We start from the raw sequence: 13,966 nt of genomic DNA on the forward strand, positions 1-13,966 counted from the left end.
TGTCTCCAGTTCTCGTGAGTGAGTTGCTGGACGAGGGCGGTCCCGGACTTTGGCGAGACGGGGGCCGCCCTCGGCGTTCAGCGGTGGTTGATGGTTCCGTTGGCCTTGCCGAACATCCCGGACGCGGTGATGTTCTGCGTGATGTGCGTGGTGTCCCGGCCGGGGCCGGCCGCGCTGCGGCCGAACCGGAGCAGTGCGGGGACGCCGATGGCTGCGGCGGCGATGAGGGCGACGGCGGCCCAGAGGGCTTCACTCATGGCGATCAGTCCCGGGGCTGCGTAGGAGAGTCCGATCCCGGCGGCGGCGACGCCCCCGCCGATCGTCGGCGTGAGCAGGGCGGTGGTCTTGGCCCATGTCGGGATCGGCTGGGAGACCGGGACGGGCGGTGCGGGCGGGGCCTGGGTCGGGGTGTAGGCGAGGGTGCGGATGCCGCCGGGGAGGGTGACCATCTGGACTCCGGGCGGGATCTCGGTGGGCAGCATCGCCGGGTGGGTGGTGGGCTGCTGGGGGGTGAGGGTGGTGATCTCGTACGTGGGCTCATGCACGACGGGGCTCCTTCAGCAGCGCGGGCGACAGCCCTCGTTGGGGAGGGGCGTCGCCCGTGCTGGCTTGTCGTGTCGCTTGTCGTCCGGCTTGTCGTGTGCCTTGTCGCTTGTCTTGTCTTGTCGCTTGTCGCCTTGCAGGTCACAAGCCGTTTCCGGCCCTCAGAGGCCCGTGTGGGCGGCTTCTCGGGTGGGGTGGGTGACAGGCGACAAGCCGGGGGCGGGGTCAGGTGTAGCGGCGGTGGACGTAGCGGGTTTTGGTGCCCTCGCCGACGCGGACCGCTTCGCCTTCCTCGGCCCATTCCTTGAGCCAGCCGACGACCGTCTGCCGCGAGGTGCCGTGCTCGTCCGCGAGGCCGCGGGCGATCGCGGAAGCACCGGTGCCCTCGGGGCCGGCATCCTTCAGGATCCGGAGCGCGGCTTGGCGGGCGGCGTTGTTCTCCGGTCGCAGCGCGGACAGGTTCAGCCCCGACGCGGCCGGACGCTCCGAGTCCTTGGAGGGTTCGGGTGCGGTGCCGAATTGCTGGTCGATCTGCTCCATGAACGCCCGTACCGCCGCGTCCTCGTCGGCGGCCGGCGCGGGCTGGTCGCGGAGCGCGGACAGGTTCAACCCGCCCCCGCTGTTGGCCGAGGACTGTGCGGCCGGGCCCGCGGTTCCGGGGGTGAGGGTGTGGTCGCGCATCCACGCGGTGCGCTCCGGGTTCCACCGGTCAGCGTAGGCGCCCCCGGCCGCCTTGATCGACGGCTTGTCGAGGACGGGGTGCAGGGAGCTGGTGGCGGTGACGATGTCGCGGATCTGGTTGGGCAGGATCCGCCACGACTTGAACAGCCCGACCTCGGACTCCGGGGTGCCCATGAACCCTGACCCCTTGTAGGGGGCCTGCTCGGGCTTGAGGCCACGGGAGCCGGGGAACTGCTTGCCCAGGTCCATGCCCTCCTTCTCACCCCCGGTCAGCGCGACGCGCACCTTGGCCTCGCGGCGGATCATGAGGTTGCCGACCACACTGCTGGTGGCACCGAGCGCGGTCAGGACGGTGCGGATGCCCATGGCGCGGACGATCCGGATGACTTCGAGGATCAGGGCGGCGAGCTTCTTCAGCTCCCGGTCGTTGCTGGAGAGGATCTCCGCACCCTCGTCCACGACCAGCATGATCTGCGGGATCTGGGCGCTGATCGGGAGGAGGTCGGTGTTCGCCTGGGCCATGAGGTCCTGGTAGGCGGTCTTGCGGTGCTTGGCGATCCGCACCGCCGCGTTCAGCATCACCAGCGCCTCCTGGTGCGAGGCGGCCAGCCAGTCAATCCCCGGGGCGATGCCGTCGACGGGGTGGCCGTGGGTGTCGAAGGCGGGGCGGGCCCAGGCCAGGCCGGCCGATCCGGCGTTCAGGTCGATGACCCAGGTCAGCACGTCCTCGGCACGGGCGAACCCGGCCAGGATCGTGTGGACCATGTTCGTCTTCCCGGATCCGGTCGGGCCGACGACGAGGGCGCACTGCTCGCGCAGGTACGCCTTGATCTCATCGGCGTTGGTCCGCAGCCCCCAGGGGATGCCGGTGTGGATGGACAGGCGGCTGTAGTCGGAGGGGTAGAAGACTTCCTGTTCCAGCACGTTCTTGGTGGTGACGTCGATCAGGACGCGGCCTTGGTCGATGCCGGGCCCGGCGGTCGCGGTGCAGCCGTGCGGGAGGCGGGCATCAGCGCTGAGCTTGGCCGACTCCTGAGCGATCCGCCCGTACGTCGTGCCGCCGGGCGGGAGTTCGGCGTCGATGGTGAACCCGGTGCCGGTGGGCCACATCTCCACCGCCAGGACTCGCAGGGTGATCCCGCAGACCCGCTGGACCCGGTCCACCCATTCCGCGGCGATCGCCCGGCGGCCAGCGGACAGTTCGGCTGCGACCTGGCGTTCTGCGGCGGCCAGGGCTTCGAGCTCCCTGGCTTCCTCGTGGAGGAGCGTGGAGTGCGCGGTGGTGCCGATGCCGACGCCGATCACGGCGAGGGAGCCGAGCGCCGCCCAGGTCAGGGGCCCGGTGGTCATGGCCCAGGTGGTCCATCCGGCGCCGACCAGCCAGGAGGCGGAGCGCATGGTGATGGTGCGGGCGGAGAGGCGGTCGCGCAGGCTGCTGATGGTGTGGCCGATCGCGCCGGCCGCACCGGCGGCAAGCACCCAGCCGGGGGGCATGGAGGTGGCGGCGCCGGTGGTGGCGAGGGCGAAGGCTCCGGTGGTGGCGGACAGGGCGCCGGTCACGGGTCCGTGACCAGCAGCCCAGTCCCACACCGGACCACCGGTCTGCTTGTTGGTGGTGGTGTTGGTGGTCATGTCAGACGTTCCAGCCCTTCTCGGCCTCGGGTCCGTTGCGGGGGTCCTCGTGGCGGGCGATGTCGTGGTCGTGGACGACCCGGAAGAGGTCACCGAGGTCGGCGGACGCGTCGACGGCCCGCATGAGGGCGCCGTAGATCTCGTCGAACGCCCCGGCGATGTCCTTCTCCAGCGGGAACTCGCTGTCGGACCGCTCGGCGAGGATCCGGAACGTGTTCGCGACGGAGGTGAGGGCGTGGGGGAGGTTTTCGACCATGGAGAGGATCTCCATGCTGTTCTCGGGCTCGTAGGTGCGGGCCGCGTTCTCCATCTCGGCGGCGGCCTCTTCGAAGCGGAAACCGGACATGCTGACAACCTCCAACGGAGTGCTGTACGGGGCGGGGAGCAGGTGGAACGGGCGCTGAACGGTGTCGCCGATCTCGGACTCGTCACCGGCCGCGGCGGCGTCGTCGAGGGCTTTCTCCTCGGCCGCGAGACGCTCGCGTATGGCGGCGTCGCGGGCGGCCTTACGCTCCTCGGCCGAGCGCATCAGGTGCTGGTAGAGGCGGCGTCCGGGCTGCTGCAACCAGGCCCAGCCGAGCCGCTTGCCGAGCGGTGTGGACAGCATCCCGAGCACACCCAGCGGGGCCGCCAGCAGCGCGGCCATGAGACGACGGCCCTGCTTCCGGAGAGCCGACCTGCGGAGCGCGGCGCGGGCGGCCCTGCGGACACCGGCCTTACGGATCCGGTCCCGACTCGACTCCAACCGGCCCGCAGCCCGCGCATCCCGCGCCGTACGGCCCCGGCGGATCGCGGTGTCACGAGCAGAACGGGCCTTACCGACCGTGGCCCTGGCAGCACGGGACAAGGCCCCCGACGAGCGGGTCTTGCCGGAGCCGCCCGAGGTAGCAGGCCTGCCACCCGCCGTACCGGAGGTCGTGCCGGCGCGGGCGGCGCGGCGGGCATCCGCCACCGAACGCCGCGCCTGAGCGGTGTTGGTCCGGGCCGCATTCCGGGTCGGAGACTGCGCGCGGGCCGCGTTCCGCAGGGCACTGACCTGCGTGGCACGCCTGCCCGGAGCCCCACGGCCCGACAACTTCCCGGCCGCTCCTCGCCCGGTCCCCGCAGGGGCAGCGGTGCCGGTCCGGCCGCCGGTCGAACCTGCCTTGCGGAGATTGGCCTTGGTGCCGCCACGGGAGGACCGCGGCGGGGCCTCGGTGGAGCGGGAGGCCGTGGTGCGGCCCTGCGGGGGAACGCCCCGGCCGGTGCGGGCGGCGGACGCCTTCCGTACGGCCCGGGACGCGGTCCCACCCGCCGTGCGGCGGGCCTTGCTGCGGCGGCGTGCCGCACCGGCAACGCCGACGACGACGGCCCCGGTCGCGGCGAGCGCGGCACCGACCGGCCCGCCAACCAGCGCACTGGCGGCGACCAGGCCGATCGTGGAGTTCGCCCCGGTCACCGCGAGCGGGACCACCGGCCAGCCGCCCGCGGTGTGCTCCACGGTCGTGGTCGCAGCCGGGGCGGGGTCGGGTGCCGGTGTGGTGGGAGGGGGTGTTTCGGGCGGGGTGGCAGCGGGGGCTGCTACCGGTTCTGTGCTGACATCGGTCATGCTGAGCGCACTCCCTTTGTGGAGGAGAGCGGTGGCCCGAACCCGGCCGTCCAAGCAGAGGTTCGGGCCCCCGCGCAGCGAGATGGTGCGAGGTCAGAGCATGTTCAGTTCGAGCGAGAAGAACGTGACGCAGGCCCGCCCAAGCTCCGGGTAGCGCTTGGCGAACTCGGCCCGGATCACCTCGAAGGTGTCCTGCCGACTCCAACCCGGCTCCGGGGTGATGCAGCTGGACCAGTCGCCCATAGCGAACCCGCCCTGCGGCAGGGGCCTCTGGGCAGAGATGACGAAGTGGTACTCGGCCATACCGGCACTCCAAATCGAAGAGAAAGGGGACGGGAAGGGGCCTGCCGTAAGTCAGGCGGCGCACTGTTCCTCGGGGTAGGCGCAGGTCACGCACATGCCGAGCGACCGCGGGATGCGGTATCCGGCGTCCCTGTGGCAGTTCGGGCAGACCTGCTGGGCGGCGTTCGCCTTGGCGAGCGCCGCCCACCGGGCCGGGGTCATCGGCCGGATCGGCTTGGCCTGGTCGATGCGGTAGAGGTAGGCGACCAGCGGGCCCCGCCGGCGGCGAGGGCGTTGGAGCTCGGCAGCCACTTCCTGGCCCCCGGGGCGCAGCCCCATCGCTCGGAGCTGTCGGCGCGTCGCGTACCCCTCGGGGGCGAGGCGCCAGCGGTACTCCGGAACGCTCATCAGGCCGCCACCCCCAGCTCGCTGGGGTGAGGTGCGCTGCGCGCGAACTGGCCGAGTCGGACATCGCAGGGCACGGTGGGTGGACCCCAGTCGTCGACGATGAAGTCCTGGCCGATGTGCTGGGTGTAGGCGGGCGGGATGGCTTCGGTGAGTTCCTCGTGGACGGTGGTCCAGGTGATGCCCATTGCCTGCTGCATCTCCGGGACGCTGCCCTTGCCACCGCCCTTGCCGTACGCGGCGATGTACGGGCCGTCGCGCCAGATCCCGTGCCGCCAGCCCCGCACGGGGCCACGGTGTGGCTTGTGCGGGGCCGGTCGGGGCTGCCAGTACGGGCCGAGCTCGAAGTACCGGTGGCGGAGCACCGAGAGCCCGAACATCTCCCCGCACAGCAACAGGTCCTTGCGGAGCTTCGCGCCCTGGACGTTCTCGATGACGTACGGGACGCCGTACCACTCGCACACCTCCCGCACCTGCGGAATCAGGTCCAGGTGGGTACGGCGGCCACGGTTGGTTCCCTTGGTCAGGGCGCATGACGCCTGGCAGGGCGGCGAGTAGTGGACCAGGTCGAACTCCTGGCACAACTCCCGCGCCGCGTCCAAGGCGTCGCTCTGGACGAACGGGAACGGGTAGGCGGGGCGCGGGACGATGTCGACACCGACCACGTCGAACCCGGCTCGGTAGTAGCCCATCGACGCCCCGCCCGCGCAGCAGAACAGATCGAGCACGCGCGGCCGGCGCATCAGACACTCACCGCCGACCGATCCCGCAGTTCCTGGTAGCGGGTGGAGATCCAGCCGATCGACCAGCCGGTGAGCTCGGCCGCAGCCCGCACCGGGAGCCCCGCGGCGAACACCGCCTTCACACTCTCGCGGGCCTGGGGTTCGGGCTGCTTCTCCGTGGCGGGGCCGGCCGCCAGGAGCGCGGCGCGTTCACGCTCGGCCCGTTCCTGCCGCTCAGCCTGTTCACGGCGTTCACGCTCCTCGCACTCACGACGCTCCGCAGCGCGGCTTTGGGCGGCCTCGCGTTCGAGGCGTTCACGCTCCACCTGCTGTTGTTCACGCTCGCGTTCACGGCGTTCACGAAGCTCCCGCTCAGCACGCTCCCGAGCCTCTGCCCGCTCACGCTCCTCACGCCGCGCTGCCTCCTCCCGAGCCGTCTGTTCACGGGCCAGCATCGCCTCGTGCTCACGCTCCTCACGGGCCAGAGCCGCGGCGCGTTCGCGTTCCTCACGCTCCCGCCGCTCGGCCGCCTCACGGCGCTGGACGGCGGCCTGCTCGCGCTCGGCCTGCTCGGCCTTCTGCCGGGCTTCCTGGGCCGTCAGGGCGGCGGTGATGGCCTGCCGGTAGGCGAGCCCGGTCTCCGCTGTGACGATGAGCAGGAGCGGGGCGACCGCGTGCACGGCCACCCCGACCAGCTCCTTCTGCAACGCGGAGTCGGCCACGTTCAACGCCAGGGTCATGCACCCTGTCATCCACCGCAGCGCCACCGGCCACCTGCCACCATGCCCACCCAGGCGGGCCAGAACGGCATCGAGGCGTACGACGATGACGACTGCGGCGTCCACGACCAGGGGGAGGATCGGGGCGGTCCACTTCCATCCCTCGGGTGTGTGCCGCTCCATGAGCGGGGTCACCGTCAGGATGGAGAAGAGCATCGCGCCGCCCACGATCAGCCACGTGCCAACCGACAGCGCCTTCTCTGCTGAACGGATCTGAACACTGTTCATCCCGCACCCCCCGCCACCGGGAGAACCGGCGCCACCCGGCACAGGAACGCATCCGTCGCCGCGTCGAAGATGAACGTGATCGTGGCCCACGGGTCCGACGCTGCTGGCGCCCCTGAACACGGCTGCCACCCGTCCGGGACAGCACCCTCAGCGACCGCACGCGCCTTGGCCGCGTGAACACTGCGGTGAATGCTGTGCGGCTGCCCGTAGCGCACCAGCAGCACAACCTCCCGGAGCTCCAGAGCCTCCAGCTCGGCCCGCAGCATGGCGACAGCGTCGGCGTACGCGGCCCGAGCTTCCTCCGCCCGGACTGTGCGGGCGGTCAGCTCGGCGACCGTACGGAAGTACGTGGAGGAGACGGCATCCGCCTTCTCCTGCACCTCGACCGCACGACGGCGGGCCTGCTTCGCCTCGGCGACCAGCCGGGCCAGCCCGGCCTTGGTGACGATGCGAATCATGCGGCCACCGCCGAACCCGCAACCGCGGTCGCCTTGGCCGGGCGCCGGGCGCCGGACGGTGCGGCGCGTGCGCCGGCCGTTCGTCTGCGTCTGCAGGGGCAGCGTCCGCAGCAGGGACGCGGCGTAGGCCGCGGTCTCCGGGTCGCTCTCCCGCAGGTCCGCAAGGACCTCGTGGGCGACGTCCAGGCGCGCGGCCCGCTCCAGCGGGGACTCCGTGGCCGAACCGGTGAACAGCTCCAGGTCGATGCCCAGGGCCAGCTCGATGAATTCGGTCGCGGTAACAGGCTCGCGACCAGCAACGATGTTCTTCATGGGTCGTTTTCTCCTCGCGGTGAGACGGCCTGAAAGCGGCCCCGGTGTTTGCCCACCGGGGCCGCGCGCCGTTCAGGGATGGACTGCCACGGCAGGTGGCCAGCCCGGCCGCCAGAGCTGGCGGCGAGTGCCCCGAGCCGGATTCGATCCGGCGCCGTCACGACCCCGCCGGCAGGCGGCGGGACCGGGGCGAAGTGGGTGGTTCAGACGGTCGACACCGTGGCGGCGGCGATGATGTCGGCGTGGTCGAACGCCAGCGGCGGAAGGTCAGCGAGCGGCCACCAACGAACGCTGACCGCGTCGTCACCGGCTTCGGCAGGCAGGGTGGAGATGACGGTGAGCTGGTAGGCCACGGTGACGTACCGGCCGCGCGGGTCGCGGTCGGGGCCGTCCCAGGTCCCGACCTGCGTCAGCTCCTCCGGCGCCGCGTACACACCGGCCTCTTCGGCCAGCTCGCGGGCAGCGGCGGTCCGACTGGTCTCGCCGGGGTCTACGTGCCCGCCGGGCAGCGCCCACTGACCGGCGTGCGGGTCCCAGCCCCGCTCGATCAGCAGGACGTACCCGTCGGTCGTGGTAACGACGACGTCAGCGGTGTAGCGGATGGTCTCGAACGCCTCGATGCTCATATCTCTCCCTCAAACAACGACCCGCACGGCAGACGCCGTGCGGGGTGGAGCGCCCCGGCCGAGAGTCGAACCCGGCCTGCGACCATCGGGGCGGATCGATCAGCGGCCGGTCACCCGTGGGTAGGGGCCGCGGGGACGCTGCGGGAGCTGTTCCTTCGTCTCGCCGTACTCCTCGCCCGCCATCAACGACGCCCCTGCATCCGCGCGTTGTCGCTGGATTGCTTGTTCTGCTGGCCGTTCTTCTTCGCCAGCTCGGCTCGCTCGGCGTCTGTCAGACTGGTGATCACAGGTGCCTCCAACTCAGGTGCCTGTACTGCGGCACCCCGGTTGCCCCCGGGGTGCCGCGCACGGTTCCGGTCCATCCGGCTCCCCTCAGCCCCGCCCGTACAGTCCGTGTGAAACGACCTGGACGGGCGAGGGAGGCAACCGGCCGCAGCGGTCATGAGTGCTGCGAAGTGGTCGAGTGACGCGGTTGAGCACGCGGGACGATGTCCCGTACTGCCGCCTGCTTGGGGCACAGGAGAGGCGGCGATCCTTGGCACGCTGTTCAGTTCTCAAAGAACGGCCGCTTCCTTTGGACCCGTTTCACGGAGCCCTCCGGGCGGTGCGAGCAGGCACGCAGAAGGGACACCCAAGGCTTGTAGTCCTGGGACTGCGTGACTGCTAGTGAGACAATGCACCCACAGTCCCAGGACTGTCAACAGTCCTGGGACTGTGTTTGACTGGGTGAGTCGAGAGGAGGCTGGAATGGCACCGAAATGGCGAGAGCTCGCCGACACGCTGGCTGCTCGGATCAGGTCGGGCGAGTACGCCCCTGGCCAGCAGCTGCCGCACATCAGAGAGCTCGTCGAGGCTGGCGAGGGCTCAAAGTCCACGGTTCACGCGGCGTACAAGGCGCTGGAGGCCGAAGGGCTGGTTGCGTCATCGCGGGGGCACGGAACGGTCGTGCGTCAGCAGACACCGCTGAAGAGGCTCGGCGTTACCCGGTACGACAAGGCGAAGTGGCGCGACGCCGACCAGGTGGCGTTCATTGCTGACCGGGTTGCCACGGGCCGGGCCTACCGCCGGGGAGATCAGACCCAGACGGTCTCCCTTGTCGAAGCCCCGCCGGCAGTAGCGGAGGCACACGGCCTGCCGGTCGGTGCGGACGTCTACGCACGAGCCCGGCTGGTGAAGGAGGGCGACCAGCCCACGCACACCTTGACCAGCTACTACAGGCCCGAGCACGTCGAGGGCACGCGCATCGTCGACCCCACGCCGGGTCCCGCTGGCCGCGGCGGGGGATTCCGTGTCCTGTACGACGCGGGTTACGAGATCGACCACATGAAGGAGCAACTGTTCGCGCGCGTCCCCACGTCGGACGAGGCGAAGCTTCTGCAGCTGTCCGCCGGCGAATGGGTAGTCGAGCTGCACCGCACCACGTTCACGGCCGATGGCACGGTGGTGGAGTTTGCGATCGGCGTCCACGCGGCTTCCCGCTTCGCGTGGGAGTACGACTTCAAGGTGCCCGACTCGGCGCAGGACGGAAAGGCGAAGCAGTGATCTCGGAGCAGTCCTGGGCAGACGCGCGGGTGTTGTGGGACTACCACCAGATGCACCATGAGCTGCGGCCGTGCTCGGTAGCGATCGCCCTGGGCAGCCACGACTTGGGCGTGGCAGACACCGCAGCGGACCTCTATAAGCGCGGAATGGCACCGCTCATCGTTTTTACTGGAGCCACAAGCCCCACTACGCGAGAGCGCATGCCCCGCGGGGAGGCTGTGCACTACCGCGAGCGCGCACTGGAGCTGGGGGTTCCGGGCCCTGCGGTACTAGTGGAGCCCAGGGCGCGAAACACCGGCGAGAACATCCGGTTCTCAAGGTCCTTGCTTGAGGAGGCCAGTCTGGAGGTCTCGGCGGTGCTCCTGATTACCAAGCCGTATGAGGAGCGACGAGCCTACGCGACGGCGCGCAAGTTGTGGCCCGAAGTGGAATTCGTGATGGCCTCTTCCCCGATGATGTTCGAAGCTTACGTCGACACCATTGGAGATTGTCGCCTAGTGTTCGACATGCTTGTTGGCGCGCTGCAGCGAATTCTTATTTACCCGACTCAGGGGCTTACTATCGCTCAGTCGATCTCAGAGGAGGTGATTTTTGCCTATGAGAGACTGTGTGCTGCCGGATATACGAGTCGTCTCACATGAGCTTGAGTTCGAGACGGAATTTCAAGTATGCAATGGTATGCGCACATTCCCGGAGCTTGAGGGTAGATAGCTATTCAGTAAGATTTTCCGAGGTATCTTTCTCGGGCTGATTAATTTCGAACTCCCATTGGCGGGTCCTGTCTTTCGCGCTGTCGGCAACTCTCACTGCAGGGTGATCAGATCCTATGAAGAGGCAGCGGAAACTGCGCGAAACCTTGATGCGCCAACTTCTATTGGACTCAATAAAGGGTCGCAGATCGAACTCTGTAGTTGCTGCTTCCGGTCCACTCAAGTCCCGGCTTATCGTTATGCGTTGAAGGGTATTTGATGTCGCCAAAATATCTGTTCGCACCGGCGCATTGATGCGAAGCGTGAGGGCCCTAAGCTGAGGGATAGCCGTAAATAGCGACAAGTCGGCATCTGGTGAGACGGTCAGCATTAGAGTCCGTAGTTCATTCATCTCGGCCAGTCCAGAGTGATCGATAGCAGGCTGATCCGAGGAGAGCCACAAATAGCGGAGCTTGGGAGACTTTCTGGCTAGATCGGATAGCTGGATATCTCCGGTACCTCCGTGCAAGCTGAGTCGCTTTAGGCTGGGCAGAGACGGAAACGACGCAAGACTGAAGGAATTTATCCCTCCACGGAGAATGTTGAGACCTTCTAGCTGACGCAGCCCTGAAAGCTGCTCGAAGGAATCGCTTGCGTTCGAGACTGCAAGATCCAGTCGCTGCACCTTTTTGCAACCGGCTGCTATCGCGGCAAAGGATAGATCATTCACGGGCTTGTGAAGACTGAGGATTTGCAGTTCATCCAGACCATATGCCCACGCAGTTCCACTGACCCGGCATATAACTTGGATACTAGTGAGTTCCGGTAGGTGGCGAAGACCCCAGAGCATATGTGGGAGGTAAATGGTTGCAGATCTCCAGCTTTCCGGATCCTGAGCCAGGATGCGTCGGGCATACTCCTCGGCATCAAAGTACTCCCAGGATTGCCGAATCTCTCTCTGCACCGTTTTTCTCTTGTCCCGGGCGAACCGACTGATCAAGGATAGAGCACCATCGCCACCCACTATCGCGGCCATCCTGATGGTTGCCGCAGCCTCGCTCGCTGACAGGCGTCTGGTTGGTATCAGTGGAATCACCAAGTCACCAGCTGCTGCCAGCTCTTTTGCATCAGTCATTCGTCGGGGAGGAATGAGTTTGGCTGTTATCTCCCGCACTTTGTTGTAGACGCTTGGCGGGTTGCATTCAATGGCTGTCTCAAGGCACGCAGCGGCGAGTAGATGCAGCTTCTTCCTGTGCTCAGACTCCTTTTCGCCGCGTTCTATCAGACCGGCAAGGAGTAGCGAGCGCTCCTTTGGCCTCGCGTGGCCCACTGCCATCACGAAAACCTCGTGCCACTGATCTAGGTGGGCATTCGACAGAAGGTTTTCGAAGTCGTCAATTTCGACGATACGTGCAGCCGCTAGAAATTCCTGGAACGTGCGGTGCACGAAGTCCACCCGGGAAGGCACAGGCTGCCTGAGGCAGCCGCTACGGACCAGGAGATACTCAAAAACTCCGTCCGCCTCCGATTCGACCGACGGCATGGACTGAAGTGATAGAGATACCTGCTTGATCGCCTGATCCTTTGAGGCGTCAGTAAGTCCATTCCTGATGAGCCAATGAGCGAACCCTCCGAGTATGGACTTCTTTTGAGAGTCGCCCAAGTTAGTGGGTTCTGGATAGCTAATTTTCCTCTCGCGGTCACGGCGGAGTAGAAGGAGATCCAGCGCGGCGCGATATAGTTCCATTCGATCGCGAGGGAGTTGAGAGTGGCGATCTCGATTTAGGGTGCAAAGGAGCGCGCATAGTAGGGGGTTAGAGGCGAGGCGTCGAAGTTGACGTTCCTCGCGAATTGAGCTGATTAGGTCAGACTCCCCTTGAGAGAGGGATGCTATTTCTTCTTGGTCGACTTCCCCTTTTATTGCGGCGACATGCCAATGCTCTACAAATTTTTCGACATCTTTTTGATTCATTGGCAACATGTCGAGAACTGCGAACCCGTCGTCTTTCAGCCAGTCCACCTCGGCTGCTGCCGGCCGGGAAGTCACAATATAGCTGGCATCTGGATAAGTGGAGAGGAGGGAGCGAAGCCAATCGCGTGCCGCCCCTCTTTGCTCGCTCGGAAGTTCATCAACTCCATCGATGAGTAGGAGGCCTCGACCCGATCTGAGGATTCTGGCGACCCATTTATCTGGCATCTCCTCTGAAAGTATCGAACCGACCACAGGGAAGAACTCGGATGGCCTAGGAAGGTCAGAGTTTGCATAGCGGCGCAGTGGAAGAAAGAATGGAACGAGAATATTCCACTCAGAAAGATCCGCCGAGAAACTCCTATTGGCTGCATTGATGGCTAGCCAATGAAGAAGAGTGGTCTTCCCGGATCCCGCATCTCCGCGGAGCATTATGCGCTTGTAGGAAGAGACGGCTGACTCCGCCTGCATTCCAACTCCGTCGCCTGCTTGTCGTGCGTTTGTAACGATGTCTTCGTTGTCGATGTCTTCATCTACGTCGATGAAGTGCTCGACGTCGTGACGTTGATTAGGGATTTTGGGGGTAGTAGCTCCGGCGGCAGAAGTGACGTTGAGCGTGATGTAAGCCGTCGACAGATCGTAGGACCGATTTTCTCTATTGGCTAGATCGAGGCCGAAGATTTGAATTCGGTTTAGGTAGTCTGCAACCTGACAGGCGTAGCGACCCTCGAATTCTAGATCTTCTACGTGTTGACCAGGGCCCATCTTCGATTGAATGGCACTCATGGAGTCGATGAGTGACCGGAGCCTATTGAGCTGTTCGAGTTCAACCCGTGCTGCAAACGTGGGTAGGCTCGTTATGAATTGCACCAGCTGTAGGCTTATTTCACGCACGAGAGTCTCGTAATAAGCGTCCCCTGCTTCCGATAGCGCGGCGATTTTTCGAGAGGGTGACGACTCGCGCAATACCGCCTGGCTAAAGGTTGCTGGATTCAGGTCGCATTCCCAGAGGTTCGCCGCGCTGTGTGAAATGGAATCGACTGCAAGGTTAAGTGCGGCATTCTTCTCATGTTCTAGAATGGAAGAATTCTCGCGCTTAATAAATTCAGCCAACTGTGTCGAGACGTGTTTCGCGAGTCTCTTTACGTCGTCATCCTGTGCCGCAGTTGGCTGCTTCAAGCGTAGGCGCGGAAACGTAGGCGTCGTTGCTACACCGGCTCCTGGCCCGGGGAGTATCCGTCTGGCTGCAGCTCCAGCTGTAGCCCCAAGTACAGATCCAGCAAGCTTTGCCGCGAGCATCTCCAGCACGGTTCCCCCTCAGCGCACCAGTTCCTCCCCAACAACCTAGCGGCCAGGGGCAGGTGTTTTGCCGAGATGCGCTAGAAGGAGGAGGAGTTCTTGCCCCCACCCGTCCCCCAGCAGGGTGCTGCACACGAGTAATTGCAGGTCAGATGCGCTAGATGCGGCCCGCTGTAAATCTGCCGGCTCAGCCTACCCAGGTTCGAACCCT

Annotated in this window: 12 protein-coding genes; 2 read left to right on the forward strand and 10 right to left on the reverse strand. The window is 66.2% G+C overall.

Translation table 11 applies throughout. From position 1 onward, the window contains the following. Positions 1-77: 77 nt before the first annotated feature. The 9 genes from JKV81_RS06420 to JKV81_RS06460 all read right to left on the reverse strand — a co-directional run bounded on the left by JKV81_RS06420 (position 78) and on the right by JKV81_RS06460 (position 8,256). Complete coding sequence (locus JKV81_RS06420) at positions 78-545, reverse strand: hypothetical protein (protein ID WP_202075120.1); 468 nt, start codon at positions 543-545, stop codon at positions 78-80. A 223-nt stretch (positions 546-768) separates the two neighbouring features. After that, the gene (locus tag JKV81_RS06425) at positions 769-2,856 is read right to left on the reverse strand and encodes a hypothetical protein (protein WP_202075121.1); all 2,088 of its coding nucleotides are present in this window, start codon (positions 2,854-2,856) and stop codon (positions 769-771) included. 1 nt (position 2,857) lies between these two features. Then, positions 2,858-4,444, reverse strand: a complete 1,587-nt coding sequence (locus tag JKV81_RS06430; protein WP_202075122.1) for a hypothetical protein — start codon at positions 4,442-4,444, stop codon at positions 2,858-2,860. Between the two features lie 93 nt (positions 4,445-4,537). After that, positions 4,538-4,747 (reverse strand): hypothetical protein, encoded by a 210-nt coding sequence (locus tag JKV81_RS06435; protein WP_202075123.1) that lies wholly within the window; start codon positions 4,745-4,747, stop codon positions 4,538-4,540. A gap of 51 nt (positions 4,748-4,798) precedes the next feature. Further along, positions 4,799-5,134, reverse strand: coding sequence for an RRQRL motif-containing zinc-binding protein (locus JKV81_RS06440; protein ID WP_372444081.1), 336 nt, complete (start codon positions 5,132-5,134; stop codon positions 4,799-4,801). Then, positions 5,134-5,874: a DNA cytosine methyltransferase gene (locus JKV81_RS06445; protein ID WP_202075124.1), complete on the reverse strand. Its 741-nt coding sequence runs from the start codon at positions 5,872-5,874 to the stop codon at positions 5,134-5,136. Before JKV81_RS06445 ends, JKV81_RS06440 begins: the two co-directional genes overlap by 1 nt. Then, positions 5,874-6,860: a DUF2637 domain-containing protein gene (locus JKV81_RS06450; protein ID WP_202075125.1), complete on the reverse strand. Its 987-nt coding sequence runs from the start codon at positions 6,858-6,860 to the stop codon at positions 5,874-5,876. The genes JKV81_RS06445 and JKV81_RS06450 overlap by 1 nt, the downstream gene beginning before the upstream one ends. After that, positions 6,857-7,630, reverse strand: a complete 774-nt coding sequence (locus JKV81_RS36775; protein ID WP_372444082.1) for a hypothetical protein — start codon at positions 7,628-7,630, stop codon at positions 6,857-6,859. Before JKV81_RS36775 ends, JKV81_RS06450 begins: the two co-directional genes overlap by 4 nt. A gap of 203 nt (positions 7,631-7,833) precedes the next feature. Beyond that, a complete protein-coding gene (locus JKV81_RS06460; RefSeq protein ID WP_202075126.1) occupies positions 7,834-8,256 on the reverse strand; it encodes an NUDIX domain-containing protein in 423 nt (140 codons plus the stop codon). 747 nt (positions 8,257-9,003) lie between these two features. Between JKV81_RS06460 and JKV81_RS06465 the strand changes: the two genes are divergently transcribed. Beyond that, positions 9,004-9,798, forward strand: a complete 795-nt coding sequence (locus tag JKV81_RS06465) for a GntR family transcriptional regulator (RefSeq protein WP_202075127.1) — start codon at positions 9,004-9,006, stop codon at positions 9,796-9,798. Next, positions 9,795-10,439 carry a YdcF family protein gene (locus JKV81_RS06470; protein ID WP_202075128.1) on the forward strand — a complete coding sequence of 215 codons (645 nt, stop codon included), beginning with the start codon at positions 9,795-9,797 and terminating at the stop codon, positions 10,437-10,439. The genes JKV81_RS06465 and JKV81_RS06470 overlap by 4 nt, the downstream gene beginning before the upstream one ends. Positions 10,440-10,509: 70 nt before the next feature. Here JKV81_RS06470 and JKV81_RS06475 read toward each other — a convergent pair whose 3' ends face one another. Next, positions 10,510-13,755, reverse strand: a complete 3,246-nt coding sequence (locus JKV81_RS06475) for an NACHT domain-containing protein (protein WP_236055521.1) — start codon at positions 13,753-13,755, stop codon at positions 10,510-10,512. Positions 13,756-13,966: the final 211 nt, after the last annotated feature.

Source organism: Streptomyces silvae (genome assembly GCF_016745505.1).
Lineage (GTDB): Bacteria > Actinomycetota > Actinomycetes > Streptomycetales > Streptomycetaceae > Streptomyces > Streptomyces silvae.